The following is a 14,046-nucleotide window of genomic DNA, read 5'->3' as shown; positions in this document are numbered from 1 at the left end:
CCGGCGCTCTCCGGCCCCTGGAGAGGAAGCCCACTTACTAATGCCGGATAGTGTACAAAGTAGGAATGAGTGGAACCCGGGCACGTGCACATGACGCAGGAGCTCATGGGGAAACCTCCACGGGCCGGTCGGCAGCGGACCGGCAGAGCACGGCGGATGATCCGGATCTTATCCTCGTGGAGCAGCTGCAGGATCTGACCCTTACCAGCGTCACGGTTCACGAGTTCCTCCATGGACTGGCCGCACTGACTGCCCAGGCGTTCTCCACCCCAACGGATCCCGTCGAATGCGCCATGACCATCACCCGGGACCGCAAACCGGTCCGCGCAGCGTTCAGCCGCTCGGATTCCGTCTCCCTGCATGACATTGCGTATGACTTCAGCGAGGGCCCCTGCCACACCGCAGTCGAAGATCGGGCCCCGGTGTATATTCCGGACCTGCACAGGGAAAAACGCTGGGAGCAGTACGTCGGGATGACAGTCCAGGCGGGAATGCGTTCGGTGCTGGTGCTTCCGCTGGATCTCGAGACCGACGGTACGGCAACCCTCAGCCTCTACAGCACCGGCCCGGATCACTTCGACAGCGCGACGATGAAGCAGGTCCGGGACTATGCCCGGCGTATCACCAAGCCCGTCCGGCTGGCCGCCCGCCTGGCGGCCGGAGGCGAGCACTCCGCGGACCTGCGTGCCGCCATGGACTCCCGGACGGTCATTGATCTGGCGGTAGGGATTGTGATGGCACAGAACCGGTGCAGCCAGGACGAAGCCTTCAACATCCTCGTGTCCGCGTCCGGCAGCCGGAACATCAAACTACGGGAGATCGCCTCAGCCATAGTGGGCTCGGTCAGCGTCACTGAGGCGCAGACGCATTTCCGGCGGTAGGCCAGTCTGCCCTGAGTGATGCGAAAAATGCCCGGACGAAACCGTCCGGGCATTTTTCGTCGGCAGTTACTCGCGGTTCAACTTGTCCTGAACCGTACCGGCAACCTTTTCCACCACGTTGGGGATGTCGGTGGTGCCGTAATACCGCGCGTCCGGACGGGTGACATCCGGCATGGGCGCCGTGGTCGTGGGGCCCTCGTGGTAACTGAATTCGCCCTTGCCGTCCGGCGTGGGTCCGGAGGCCCAGGAACCCTCGGATGCGTGCTTGCCGTCGGAGAAGTTCAGATACTGGTAGGACACCTCGCGGTGTTCTTTCTTGATCGGGAAGTTGCTCGGGACCGGAAGCAGCTCGTGCCCCTCTTCCTGCAGTTCCTTCGCAGCGGCCGTCCACATGTTCTGGTGCATCGTGTCACGGGCCAGCAGGAACGCGAGCAGATCCCGGACCCCGTGGTCATCGGTCATATGGTAGAGCCGGGCGACGGCGAGGCGTCCCTGCATTTCAATGTTGGCGTTGGACGTGAAGTCGGCCAGCAGGTTGCCGCTGGCAGTCACGTACCCGCCGGTCCAGGGGTTTCCGTTGCTGTCCACCGGACGGGCACCGGCACCGGCCACGATGGCGTGCTGCACATCCATGCCGCCCACCACTGCTGCGACCGTGGGATCGGACTGGACGGCGTCGTCGGTAATGCCCAGGGGCGCCTTTTCCAGCAGCTGGGCAATCATGATGGCCAGCATCTCCACATGGCCCATTTCCTCGGCGGCAATGCCGTAGAGAAGGTCACGGTATTTGCCGGGCAGGTGGGAATTCCATGACTGGAATCCGTACTGCATGGCTACGGTGATTTCGCCGTACTGGCCACCGAGCACTTCCTGGAGCTTGCGGGCGAAAACTGCATCCGGCTTGTCCGGCGTCGCCTTGAACTGGAGTTCCTGCTTATGAAAGAACATAGTCACCTCCGCATATCAGGCCCGGCATCAAGTGGGCCGCCTCTCATGGCGACTTTGGGGGCCAGTACGTGAAAGGTAGCCCAGCGGGTAACTCATAAGCAAACTTAGTAATACGATGGAGGTAAACCGCGCGGCCCGGCGCGGCGCTATCTGCAGGCGTTTCCCTGCGGAACATCGACAGTGACGCACTCGACAGCGGAGCAGCTAGGGGGCAGAGGATGGGTTTCGAGCCGGTTGAGCCGGAGCAACGGCAGCTCCTCCGGAAAGCGCTGGAGGACGCACGCCTGAGCGTGCCTGAGGTGTGGATGAAGTACTTCAGCATCGGCGGCGGAGCCGGCGAATATGAAGTGGATGCCTATGTCAACGGATCCCTGTCGCTCCCTTCCCTGCAGCGGGACATCCTCGCCCATGCGGCGAACGAGCTTATCGACCAGCTGCCCGCACGCCCGCGTGCACCTTCCAGCACCGATGTGCACCGGCACCGGGCAGCAGGCAGCGGGGCCGAAGGCAGCCGGACCGGCAGGACCGGCTCCCCGCCCCGGCATCGGCGAGACCCCGGCGAGGACTAGCGTCCATCCGGACCGGGCGGCCGCCCGCGGTGCTGGGGCTGACGGGTATTTGTAGGATGAAGCATGGACACCAACGAATCACGGCCCACCATCGCCCAGCTGCGTGCACGCCAAACCGACCTCGTGCTTGCCCTGGCCACCGAGTCACGCACCGACCGCCTGCAGCAGTACAGCGACGAACTCGAGTTCCTCGTCAAACACATTACTGAGCGCGAAGAAGCCGAAGCCGCGGGCGCATCGACAACAACCGCGGCACGCGCACCAGAGCCTTCCCCCGCCGGCACCGCCGTCAACGCCGGCACCGCCGTCAACGAAAACGGCACTACCGCCCAGGCCGACGGCGTCGGGCAGCGCGAAGACGGCGTGGTGATCGAACCGGGCTCGGCCCTGGAGGCCGACGTCGACCGCGACGACCGCTAGGGCTCACTCCTCCCAGAACCTGCGCACCGCGTCCGCCATTTCCTTGGCCTGCCGCCGGCCGGCCTCCAGCGAAGGCCCGCGGGTGGAATCAAGGAGCATGTTGGTCCCGAAGGCCTGCAGGGCGTTGGCATCCGCTTCGATGAGCAAAACCCGGCCGTTCTTTTTCAGTGTCTTGACGGCCTGCGGAAGCGTAGGTCCGAAGGGGCTCTGCGGAGCCTCGATCCCGCAGGAAATGACCACCACCTTGTCATGCCCCTGCGCGACGTCGGCGTTGGTTCCGGACCGCATTCCGCCGTCGATATATGCCCGTCCGTTAATGTGCACCGGCGGCCACACCGTGGGAACGGTGCAGCTGGCCGTCACCGCGAGCGCCAGGTCCACGCCGGCGGCGGCGTCGAATACCCGGAAGCTGCCGTCTTCGGCGTCCACTGTCGTGACGGAGAACGCCCGTTCCGGCCACACCGGATAGGGCACAAGTGAGCGGATGCTGCCCACCCATGCGTCCTCGCTGAGCGACGGGTCCGCGGCGAGCGCCAGCCGCCCCAGCCGGGCACGTGCTGCCTTCTCACCGCCGCCGCCGGCGCCCGCCGCACCAATCAGGTTCATAAACCGTTCCCCGTCGAACGTGTCCGGTTCCCGGTAATCGGGGGACGCAGCCCGGTCCGCCGCTCCCATCTGGGCTGCCATGGCCGCCGGCACCTGGCCAAAACGCAGCGCCGCCCCCACCACCGATCCCGCGGAGGTGCCCACCACCAGGTCCGCCTCGTTCAGGTCGATACCCTGGTCCAGCAACTCCCCGAGCAGACCGATTTCCCAGGCGATTCCGGCAACGCCGCCGCCGCCCAACACCACTGCACGCGATTCTGACACTTTGTAACCCCCTGGCTGACGCCGTCGAAGTGCTGTTCCCTGTCCCCCGCAGTGTAGGCCCGCACCCACTCCGGTTACCGCACCGCGGCCGTTCCGGGCTTGAATGGTTTTATGGCATTGAGAGTTTTGATGGTGGGCCGCAAGCACGAGGACTGGGTGGTTGACGGAATCCGCCGGTATGAGAAGCGGCTGAAGAAGCCCTTTGACCTGACCTGGGTGCCCATTCCGCACTCGGCACGCGAGGGGGACGCCGCCCGCAGGGAAGAGTCCGAGCGGCTGCTGGCCAAGGTCGGTTCCGACTATGTGATCCTGCTGGATGAGCGGGGCAAGGCCATCACGTCCCCGGCCCTGGCGCAGACCCTGCGGAAGCCGCTGGATTCCTCCCGCAATGTCACCCTGATCATCGGCGGGGCGTACGGCGTGGACTCGAGCGTGCATGACCGCGCGGATTTTGTCTGGTCCCTCTCCCCGCTGGTCTTCCCGCACCAGCTGGTCCGGCTGATCCTTGCCGAGCAGGTCTACCGGGCCCAGGAAATCGCGGGCGGACGCCCCTACCACCACGAATGACGGGGAGAACGACGGCGGCCTCCCGCGGATCCTGCCCCGCCCCTGGTGCTGGAGAGCCAAGGTAAAGTGGTAGCAGTTTTTCAGCAGTCGGCAGGCTCCTCCCCCGGCCGGCGGAACCGAAAGGGAACCATGCCCCAGCGCACCGATCCCTTCCGGCTGCTGCGCGCCGGCGCCGCAACCGCGGTGATCCTGGCCCTGGCCGTCGGTGCGCACACCGCAGGCGGCGGCACCCTTCCCGCACCCATCCTGCTGTTCGCCCTGGGCGTCTTCACGCTTGCCGGGGTCACGATCACCGCCGGCCGCCGGTTCCGTCCCGTCAGCCTCCTCGCAGTGCTTGGTGCCGCGCAGTTCGGCCTCCACGGAGCGTTCCGCGTTCTGGGCTCCGGCGTCCAGTGCCTGCCCGGCGCACCCGCGCATCACGGCATGACACTGGTCTGTCCGGAGCCGGGCCCGCTGTCCGGAGCGGCGTCGGCGCATCAGCTGTCCGGCCTCCACACACTGCCGCACGACGCCGGACCCGTCCTGTTCCTCGCACATCTGGCCGCGGTGGTGCTCTCGGCGCTGGCACTGGCCCGCGGCGAGGACGCGCTGCACGCCACGGCCGGCTGGCTGCGGCCGCTGTTCACCCCGCAGGCTCCGGTTCCGGTGCGGGCCGCGCGGGCAGCTGCCGTGATTTCCGGTCCCGCCGCGGGGACCCCCCGCACCCGCTACTGCTCCGCACGCCCGCTGCGCGGACCGCCGTCGTACGCCTTGGCCTGATCCCTTTTCCTCTTCCCCTGCCGCCCAGCGGCTCCGGCGCAGCCAACTGCGCCTTCGAAAGGCTCTTCCATGCGTACCACTTCCTCCGTCCTCCTCGCCGCCGGCGGCACCGCCGCCCTGATGGCCCTCGGCCTCGGCCCGGCCGCCGCCCACGTCCACGTCACCCCGGACACCACCGCGGCCGGCGAATCCGCACTGCTGGTCTTTGACCTCTCGCACGGCTGCGAAGGCTCCCCCACCACCTCCCTGACGTTCACCCTCCCGGACGAACTGGTGGACGCCACCCCCACGGCCCACCCCGGCTGGGAGATCAAGAAGGTCACCGAGGAACTGGCTGAACCGCGGACCCTGCCCAACGGCTCCCAGGTCAGCTCGCGGACCAGCCAGATTGTCTACACGGCCAAGGAACCACTGGCCGACGGCGTGCGGGACACGATCACCCTCGGCGTCACCCTGCCTGAGGCGGAGAACACCACCCTGGCATTCCCCGTCCTGCAGAGCTGCGAGAAGGGCGCCACGGACTGGTCCCAGATTCCCGCCGCCGGCCAGGACGGCCACGAGCTGGAATCCCCGGCGCCCGCAGTCACGGTCACCGAGGCGGACGACGACGATCATGATGACCACGACGGCGGGAACAGCTCCGGCAGCGGCCACGGCACCGCACCGGAAGCTGCCACCGTGCAGGACCGGGACGACGATGATGATGCCGGCGAGGTTGCCGGTTACGTGGGACTCGGCGCCGGGGTGCTGGGTCTTGCCGCCGGGGTCACCGCGCTGCTCCGCACCCGGGGCCGCAGCCGGGCCTAAGGCTGCGGTCTGCACTACGGGGTGCACTGGCCCGTGCGCTGGCGTGGGGCGGAATGCCGCCCTGCGCCCGCCCGTAACGGTTTCGCGTCAATCCGCCCCGTCCAGCGGGGCGGATTGACGGACCCCTGCCGGCGGGACAGGGTGAGAGCATGATCACCATGGCACGAGTCTCTGCGTCCCCCAAAACCCCTCTGTCCCGCAAGGCCCTTGCCCTTGCGGCGTTGCTGGCCCTCTCCGGATCAGCCCTCGCAGGATGCGGCTCGCGGGATACCGAAGACGCTGCGGCATCATCCTCGCCGGTGTCACCCTCGGCCTCCGCGGGCGAATCCTCTGCTGCGCCGGCCAGTGCCGCCCCGACCACCTCACCGGAAGCCTCTCCGGAAGCTGCCCCGGCGACGTCGCCTGCGGCCACGGACGGCGGCGCACCTGCTCCCGCTGCCTGCACTGCCGACATGCTCTCCGGTTCCGTGGAGACCGTTCCCGGTGGTGCTGCCGCCGACGGCATCTACCGCGCACTGGTGCTGACCAACACCTCCGCCGGCGTCTCCTGCACCGTGTCCGGCTACCCCGGGGTCTCCTACCTCGACGCCGCCGGGCAGCAGGTGGGCGCGCCGGCCGTCCGCACCGGGGGCGAGGCCCTCCCCGTGACCCTGGCTCCCGGCCAGTCCGCGGCTGCCGAGCTGCAGGAATCCGTGGCGCAGAAGTACGGCGACTGCCAGGTCCAGGCCACGGCCTCCCTGCTGGTGTACCCGCCGGAGGACACCGCTTCCCTGACCGTGGACCATCCCTCCACCGGCTGCGTAAACGCGGACATCGAACTGCTGGGCATCGGGGTCCTGCAGGCCCGCTGATTTTCGGCCTGCAGCCGAACCCCCGGGTGCAGCGGGGAAACCGTCACCGGGGTGGGGAACAATAGTGCCATGACATCGGCGTCTTCGGTGCTGGACAGGTTCACCCCCGCAACCCGTGAATGGTTCGAGGGTGCCTTCGCCGCGCCTACCCCGGCACAGGTGGGTGCCTGGGACGCCATCTCGGAAGGCGCCAACGCCCTGGTGGTGGCACCCACCGGGTCCGGCAAAACCCTGGCCGCGTTCCTCTGGGCCCTGGACAGCTTCATTGCCTCCGCGACCGCGGACCCTGCCGTTCCCGCCCAGCTTCCACTGCCGGAGGTGCCGGCACCCGCGGCAAAACCTGCCGGCCGGAAGCGGAACACCGAACCCAAACGCAAAACCAAGGTCCTCTACATTTCCCCGCTGAAGGCCCTCGGCGTCGACGTGGAACGCAACCTCCGGTCACCGCTGATCGGCATCACCCAGACCGCCAAACGCCTGGGCCTGCCGGCACCGTCCATCACCGTGGGCGTCCGGTCCGGAGACACCCCGCAGAACGAACGCCGGGCCCTGCTGACCCGGCCGCCGGACATCCTCATCACCACACCGGAATCCCTGTTCCTGATGCTCACGTCGCAGGCGCGGGAAACCCTGGCCGAAGTGGAAACCGTGATTGTGGACGAGGTCCACGCCGTGGCCGGCACCAAGCGCGGCGCCCATCTGGCCGTGACCCTGGCCCGCCTGGACGCCATGCTGGACAAACCCGTGCAGCGGATCGGCCTCTCCGCCACGGTGGAACCGCACGAAACCGTGGCCCGCTTCCTCGGCGGCAACGCGCCGGTGCGGATTGTGGCGCCCACGTCCCGCAAGAACTGGAACCTCACCGTCACCGTGCCGGTGGAGGACATGACCGATCTGGGCGGTGCACCCGCGGTCGAGGACACCGTGGAGGGCGGTTACGCACCGCAGGCAAGCATTTGGCCGCATGTGGAGGAGAAGATTGTTGACCTCATTGAGGCCAACCGCTCCACCATCGTCTTCGCCAACTCCCGCCGCCTGGCCGAGCGGCTGACGGCCCGGCTCAATGAGATCCATGCCTATCGGCTGGAAGCGGCCTCCGCAGCCACCGGAACCGACGGCGCTGCACCCCTCCCGCCGCTGTCCGCGGCATCCGGGACGTCGCGCCCGCCGGCCCAGATCATGGCGCAGGCCGGAGTGTCCGTGCTGCGCCGCGAGGACCTGGCGGTTGAGGACGAGGGTCCGCTGCTGGCCCGCGCCCACCACGGCTCCGTGTCCAAGGACCAGCGCGCCCTGATCGAGGATGACCTGAAATCCGGGCGGCTGCGCTGCGTGGTGGCCACCAGCTCCCTGGAACTGGGCATCGACATGGGTGCGGTGGACCTGGTGGTGCAGGTCGAATCCCCGCCCTCGGTCGCCAGCGGACTGCAGCGGGTGGGCCGCGCCGGGCACCAGGTGGGCGAGATATCCCAGGGCGTGATGTTCCCCAAACACCGCGGAGACCTGCTGAACTCGACCGTCGTGGCCGAACGGATGCTGGCCGGGCAGATCGAACCGCTGGCCATCCCGGCCAACCCGCTGGATATCCTCGCCCAGCAGACCGTGGCCGCCGCCGCCCTGGGGTCCATTGATGTGGAGGAATGGTTCGACGTCGTCCGCCGGTCCGCACCCTTTGCCGGCCTGCCGCGCTCGGCCTTCGACGCCACCCTGGACCTGCTCTCCGGGCGTTATCCCTCGGACGAGTTCGCCGAGCTGCGGCCGCGGATTGTCTGGGACCGCGCCGAAGGCACCATCACCGGCCGGCCCGGTGCGCAGCGCCTCGCCGTCACCTCGGGCGGCACCATCCCGGACCGCGGCCTCTTCGGCGTCTATCTGGTGGGCGATTCCGAGGGCAAGAACAGCCGCCGGGTTGGTGAACTCGACGAGGAAATGGTGTACGAATCCCGGGTCGGCGACATTTTCGCCCTGGGCGCCACCAGCTGGCGGATCGAGGACATCACCCATGACCGCGTGCTGGTCTCCCCCGCCTTCGGCCAGCCCGGGAAACTGCCGTTCTGGCGCGGGGATTCCCTGGGCCGGCCCGTGGAACTCGGCCGCGCCATGGGCGCCTTCGTCCGGGAAATGGCCGGCTCCGACGACGCCGCCGCGCGCGAACGGCTGGCCGCCGTCGGCCTGGACGAGTGGGCCGCCGGCAACCTGATCACCTATCTGCGGGACCAGCAGCAGGCCACCGATGTGGTGCCCAATGACAGGTCGCTGGTGGTGGAACGCTTCCACGACGAACTCGGCGACTGGCGGGTGGTCCTGCACAGCCCCTACGGCATGCCGGTCCACGCTCCCTGGGCCCTGGCCGTCGGGGCACGCCTGCATGCCCGGTACGGGCTGGACGGATCGGCGATGGCCTCCGATGACGGCATTGTGCTGCGGGTGCCGCTGATGGAGGACGAGCCGCCGGGCGCCGAATTGTTCCTCTTCGACCCCGAGGAACTGGATTCCATCGTCACCGCCGAGGTGGGCGGATCCGCACTGTTTGCCTCCCGCTTCCGGGAATGCGCGGCGCGTGCGCTGTTGCTGCCCCGGCAGAACCCGTCCAAACGCACCCCGCTCTGGCAGCAGCGGCAGCGGTCCGCGCAGCTGCTGGATGTCGCCAAAAAATACCCCACATTCCCCATCCTGCTGGAAACGGTCCGGGAATGCCTGCAGGACGTCTACGATCTGCCGGCCCTGAAAGACATTGCGTCCGGCATCGAGCGCCGCGAAATCCGGCTGGTGGAGACCACCACGCCGTCGCCGTCGCCGTTCGCCCGCTCCCTGCTGTTCGGTTACATGGGCGCCTTCCTGTACGAGGGGGACTCGCCGCTGGCGGAACGGAAAGCCGCCGCGCTGTCCCTGGACCCCACCCTGCTCAATGAGCTGCTGGGCCGCGCCGAACTGCGCGAGCTGCTGGACGCACGCATCATTGCCCGGATTGAGAGCGAGCTGCAGCGGCTTGCTCCGGACCGCCGCGCCCGCGGGCTGGAAGGCGTCGCGGACCTGCTGCGCCTGCTCGGCCCGCTGTCCGTCCCGGAGGTCGCCGCCCGGCTGCAGGCGGCAGAACCTGCCAACGACGACGACGACGACGGCGGGGGCGCGGCGAAGCAGGCCGCTGCCGACCCTGCCGACGCTGAAGAGCTGCTGGAGCAGCTGGTCCGGGCCAACCGGGCCCTGAAGATCGGAATGGCAGGCAACACCCGGTATGCGGCCATCGAAGACGCCGCGAGGCTGCGCGATGCCCTGGGTGTTCCCCTGCCGATGGGTGTGCCGCTGGCCTTCATCGAACCGGTGGCGGATCCGCTGGGTGACCTGGTGGGCCGGTATGCCCGCACGCACGGGCCCTTTACCGCGGCGGAGGCGGCCGCGCGCCTGGGCCTGGGCGTCGCCGTCGTCACCGGAACCCTGCAGCGCCTGGCCGGCGAGGGCCGGGTGGCCGAGGGCGAGTTCCGCCCGGCGGAAACCCTGCTGCTGGACGCGGCCGACGGCGTCGACCCTACTCCCCCGGCCACCGTCACGGTTCCCGCTGTTCCGGGCGGCACCGAGTGGTGCGACGTCGAGGTGCTGCGGCGGCTGAGGCGCAGCTCGCTGGCGGCGCTGCGCTCCGAGGTGGAGCCGGTGGATCCGGCCACCTACGGGCGGTTCCTGCCGGTCTGGCAGAATGTGGGGTCCTCGCTGCGCGGGCTCGACGGCGTGGCTACCGTGATTGACCAGTTGTCCGGTGTGCCCATCCCGGCATCGGCGTGGGAACCGCTGATCCTGGGTTCCCGGGTGCGCGACTATGCGCCGGCCATGCTGGATGAGCTCACCGCCACGGGCGAGGTGGTGTGGTCCGGCAGCGGCTCGCTGCCCGGCAATGACGGCTGGATTGCCCTGCATCTGGCGGAGAACGCGCCGCTGACGCTCAACCCCTCACCGGACTTCGAACCCGGCGGCCTGCACCAGCGGCTGCTGGAGCTGCTGGGCAACGGCGGCGCGTATTTCTTCCGTCAGCTCAGCGACGGCCTCGCAGCAACCGGTCCGGCCGAGACGGACGCGAACGTCATTTCCGCGCTCTGGGAACTCGTCTGGGCCGGACGCATCAGCAATGACACCTTCACCCCGGTCCGGTCCCTGCTCTCCGGCGGGAAAACCGCCCACAAGCAGCGGGCCGCCACCCCGCGCGCCCGCACCGCGCGGATGGGGCGTCTGGGCCGGGCGCCCGGAGCCTCGCTGACGGGAAGTTCCATGCGACTCGCGGCCGGTGGTGCAGCGTCTCCTGCGCTGCGCAACGCTCCTGCGCTGGTGGCAGGGCGGTGGAGCCTGCTGCCGGAGGTGGAAACCGACACCACCCTGCATGCCCACGCCACGGCCGAGCTGATGCTGGACCGCTACGGCGTGGTCACCCGCGGCTCCGTGGCCAGCGAAGGAACTCCGGGCGGATTCGCCCTGCTCTACCGGGTGCTGGCGCGGCTGGAGGAAATGGGCCGGTGCCGGCGCGGCTACTTCATTGAACAGCTAGGGGCGGCCCAGTTCGCGGTGCCCGCCACGGTGGACCGGCTGCGTTCCTTCTCCGAAGACGCACAGCTGAAGCAGCCCGAACCCGCCGCCGTCGCGCTGGCCGCCACCGATCCGGCGAATCCCTACGGTGCCGCGCTGCCCTGGCCCACGCTGGAGGGCGGGCACCGTCCCGGCCGCAAGGCAGGTGCGCTGGTGGTGCTGGTGGACGGGGATCTGGCCCTGTACGCCGAGCGCGGCGGCAAAACGCTGCTGACCTTCACCGAGGACCCTGCCCTCCTGGAACTGTCGGCGGCCGCGCTGGTGCGGATCATCCGTCGCGGCGCGGCGGAGAAAATGGCCATCGAGAAGGTCAACGGTGCGGATATCCTCGACACCGATGCGGCGCGGGCGCTGACCGCCGCCGGTTTCTACACCACGCCGAAGGGGCTGCGCTACCGTGTTTGAGACTCGTGATCCGGGGCGGAGGAACCGTGCCTGAGGGCGATACCGTTTGGCGGGCGGCCAGGGACCTCAATGCTGCGCTGGCCGGCAAAGAGCTCACCCGGTGCGATATCCGTGTCCCCAAATTCGCCACCGTGGATTTCACCGGCGCCCCGGTGCAGGACGTGGTGTCCCGCGGCAAACACCTGCTCATCCGCGGCGGAGATCCGGTGGACGGCTGGATTCTCCACTCCCACCTGAAAATGGAAGGGCTCTGGCACGTCTACGCCCGCGGTGAGAAGTGGCGGCGTCCGGCGTTCAAGGCCCGCTGCATCCTCGAAACGGACACCCACCAGGCGGTCGGGTTTGAGCTGGGCTTCCTGCGGGTGCTGGCCCGGAAGGACGAGGACGACGCCGTAGGTTATCTCGGGCCGGATCTGCTGGGGCCGGACTGGGATGCAGGGGAAGCGCTGCGCCGGCTGCGCGCCGAACCCGACCGGCCCATCGGCCTGGCGCTGCTGGACCAGCGGATCATGGCCGGGCTGGGCAACGTATACCGGTGCGAGCTGTGTTTCCTCGCCGGCATCCATCCGAGAACTCCGGTCTCGGACGTCCCGGACCTGCCGCGGCTGGTGGACCTGTCCAAGCGGCTGCTGGAAGCCAACAAGGCCCGCTCCCGCCGGATCACCACCGGCGCCATGGGCAGGGACCAGCTCTGGGTCTATCGCCGGGAACGGCGGGGCTGCCTGCGCTGCGGCACCAAGGTGGCCCATGAGCTGCTCGGTGACACCGAGCTGGAGCTGCGGGACCTGTACTACTGCCCGCACTGCCAGCCGTTTCCCTAACCCCCCCGCTGTTCTCTGACCCGGACGGGCGCCCCTACCTCAGCTGCCGCCCGGCCCGCCGGACCGCGTCGCCGATGCGGTGCAGCCGCTCCGAGTCCAGCTTCCAGGCCTGCCAGTACAGCACGACGTCGCGGTAGGCCCCGGCGTCGAGCAGCACCAAGGTCCCGTCGTCGAGGTCCGTGCCCAGCTGCAGTTCCGGGAGCATGCCCCAGCCGAGGCCCGCGCGGACCGCGGCAAGGAACGCCTCCGAGGATGGAACGGTGTGCCGGGGCGGAAGGCCGTCAGCGCCGCGCGCCTGCAGGAACCGGCGCTGCAGATCGTCCTTGGCATTGAACTGCACCACCGGCATGGCGGCCCAGTCGACGCCGTCGTCCTTTGTGAAGCGCCGGTGCAGGCCGGGCGCCGCCACCGGGAGGTAGCGCATGGCGCCCAACGCCTCGACCCTGCAGCCGTTGACCGGTGCCGGATCGGCGGTGACCGCGCCGATGACGTCCCCTTGGCGCAGCAGCCGGGCACTGTGGTCCTGGTCCTCCACGTGCAGGTTTAGGGTGCTGTCCGGCCACCCGGCTGCGTCGGAAAGGACCGGCACGAACCACGTGGCGAGGGAATCCGCGTTGACGGCCACCGGCGTCGTCGTCCGCAGTGAAGTGTCACCGGAGAGCGCAAAGCGGGCTTCCCCTTCCAGCAGCTCCACCTGCCGGGCCATGCGCAGCAGTATCGTGCCCGCGTCCGTCGGCGTGCAGGGCACCGCGCGGCGGACGACGACCTGGCCCACGGAACGTTCCAGCGCCTTGATGCGCTGGCTGACGGCCGACGGGCTGATGTGCAGCCGGTCCGCCGCCGCTTCAAATGTTCCCTCGTCGACGACGGCGGACAGTGCACGGAGATGCTCGAAGTTCATGAAGCAAACCTAATGCATCCTTCAAATCTATCGTTTGTCTGAATTGCCGGTGGTGGTTACCGTCGAGGCATGTGGAGTATTTGGGCAACCGGCATGGTCACCGGACTGGGATTGATTGTCGCCATCGGGGCGCAGAATGCGTTTGTGCTGAGGCAGGGCCTGCGGCGGGAACACATCGGCGTGGTGGTTGCCCTGTGCATCATCAGCGATGCCCTGTTGATCTTCGGCGGCACCGCCGGGATCGGGGCATTAGTGTCCCGGTTCCCGGCGGTACTGGAGATCCTCCGCTGGGGCGGCGCCGCTTATCTCACCTGGTGGGGTATCCGGTCATTGATCTCCGCGCTGAAGCCTTCGGTGCTGGAGGCGCAGGCACCGCGGGCCAAGGGCACCGTCATCCTGACCACGCTCGCCCTGACCTTCCTGAACCCGCATGTCTATCTGGATACCGTGGTGCTCTTGGGCAGCATCGCGAACCAGTACGGGCCGGACACCCGCTGGATATTCGCGGCCGGAGCCGCCGTCGGCAGCCTGATCTGGTTCACGGCACTGGGCTACGGGGCACGTGCACTGTCGGGGGTGCTGAACCGGCCGCGCACCTGGCAGATTGTGGATCTGCTGATCGGTGTGGTCATGCTGGTCCTCGCCGTCCGGCTGCTGTTGGGCTGACCGGACGACGGCGGT

The 14,046-nt window shown here is 68.7% G+C and carries 13 protein-coding genes; 10 read left to right on the top strand and 3 right to left on the bottom strand.

From position 1 onward, the window contains the following. The first annotated feature begins 65 nt into the window (after positions 1–65). Entirely contained in the window at positions 66–881 is an 816-nt protein-coding gene (locus GD627_RS15310) for a GAF and ANTAR domain-containing protein (RefSeq protein ID WP_152273251.1), read from the top strand. A 66-nt stretch (positions 882–947) separates the two neighbouring features. Here GD627_RS15310 and GD627_RS15305 read toward each other — a convergent pair whose 3' ends face one another. Continuing rightward, positions 948–1,829 carry a manganese catalase gene (locus tag GD627_RS15305; RefSeq protein WP_152273250.1) on the bottom strand — a complete coding sequence of 294 codons (882 nt, stop codon included), beginning with the start codon at positions 1,827–1,829 and terminating at the stop codon, positions 948–950. Positions 1,830–2,047: 218 nt separating this feature from the next. Here GD627_RS15305 and GD627_RS15300 point away from each other — a divergent pair, with 218 nt between their 5' ends. Then, positions 2,048–2,398 (top strand): hypothetical protein, encoded by a 351-nt coding sequence (locus tag GD627_RS15300; protein WP_194266078.1) that lies wholly within the window; start codon positions 2,048–2,050, stop codon positions 2,396–2,398. Between the two features lie 63 nt (positions 2,399–2,461). After that, on the top strand, positions 2,462–2,818 hold the full coding sequence (locus GD627_RS15295; RefSeq protein WP_152273249.1) for a hypothetical protein: 357 nt from the start codon (positions 2,462–2,464) through the stop codon (positions 2,816–2,818). A 3-nt stretch (positions 2,819–2,821) separates the two neighbouring features. Here GD627_RS15295 and GD627_RS15290 read toward each other — a convergent pair whose 3' ends face one another. After that, on the bottom strand, positions 2,822–3,688 hold the full coding sequence (locus GD627_RS15290) for a patatin-like phospholipase family protein (RefSeq protein ID WP_152273248.1): 867 nt from the start codon (positions 3,686–3,688) through the stop codon (positions 2,822–2,824). Positions 3,689–3,799: 111 nt separating this feature from the next. Between GD627_RS15290 and GD627_RS15285 the strand changes: the two genes are divergently transcribed. The 6 genes from GD627_RS15285 (at position 3,800) to GD627_RS15260 (ending at position 12,464) form a co-directional block, all read left to right on the top strand. Further along, positions 3,800–4,255, top strand: a complete 456-nt coding sequence (locus tag GD627_RS15285) for a 23S rRNA (pseudouridine(1915)-N(3))-methyltransferase RlmH (RefSeq protein WP_146364069.1) — start codon at positions 3,800–3,802, stop codon at positions 4,253–4,255. A 129-nt stretch (positions 4,256–4,384) separates the two neighbouring features. Then, a complete protein-coding gene (locus tag GD627_RS15280) occupies positions 4,385–5,014 on the top strand; it encodes a hypothetical protein (RefSeq protein ID WP_152273247.1) in 630 nt (209 codons plus the stop codon). Positions 5,015–5,083: 69 nt separating this feature from the next. After that, on the top strand, positions 5,084–5,821 hold the full coding sequence (locus GD627_RS15275) for a YcnI family copper-binding membrane protein (protein ID WP_152273246.1): 738 nt from the start codon (positions 5,084–5,086) through the stop codon (positions 5,819–5,821). Positions 5,822–5,979: 158 nt separating this feature from the next. Beyond that, positions 5,980–6,672, top strand: a complete 693-nt coding sequence (locus GD627_RS15270; RefSeq protein WP_194266077.1) for a DUF4232 domain-containing protein — start codon at positions 5,980–5,982, stop codon at positions 6,670–6,672. A 69-nt stretch (positions 6,673–6,741) separates the two neighbouring features. After that, positions 6,742–11,643 (top strand): ATP-dependent helicase, encoded by a 4,902-nt coding sequence (locus tag GD627_RS15265; RefSeq protein WP_152273244.1) that lies wholly within the window; start codon positions 6,742–6,744, stop codon positions 11,641–11,643. A 26-nt stretch (positions 11,644–11,669) separates the two neighbouring features. After that, entirely contained in the window at positions 11,670–12,464 is a 795-nt protein-coding gene (locus tag GD627_RS15260) for an Fpg/Nei family DNA glycosylase (RefSeq protein WP_152273243.1), read from the top strand. Positions 12,465–12,498: 34 nt separating this feature from the next. Here the strand turns inward: GD627_RS15260 and GD627_RS15255 are convergent, their stop codons facing one another. After that, positions 12,499–13,365 (bottom strand): LysR family transcriptional regulator ArgP, encoded by an 867-nt coding sequence (locus GD627_RS15255; protein WP_152273242.1) that lies wholly within the window; start codon positions 13,363–13,365, stop codon positions 12,499–12,501. 69 nt (positions 13,366–13,434) lie between these two features. Between GD627_RS15255 and GD627_RS15250 the strand changes: the two genes are divergently transcribed. Then, complete coding sequence (locus GD627_RS15250; protein WP_246165556.1) at positions 13,435–14,031, top strand: LysE/ArgO family amino acid transporter; 597 nt, start codon at positions 13,435–13,437, stop codon at positions 14,029–14,031. Positions 14,032–14,046 lie beyond the last annotated feature (15 nt).

Source organism: Arthrobacter yangruifuii (genome assembly GCF_009192775.1).
Taxonomy (GTDB): domain Bacteria; phylum Actinomycetota; class Actinomycetes; order Actinomycetales; family Micrococcaceae; genus Arthrobacter_B; species Arthrobacter_B yangruifuii.
This window is presented reverse-complemented; position numbering and strand designations above follow the sequence as displayed.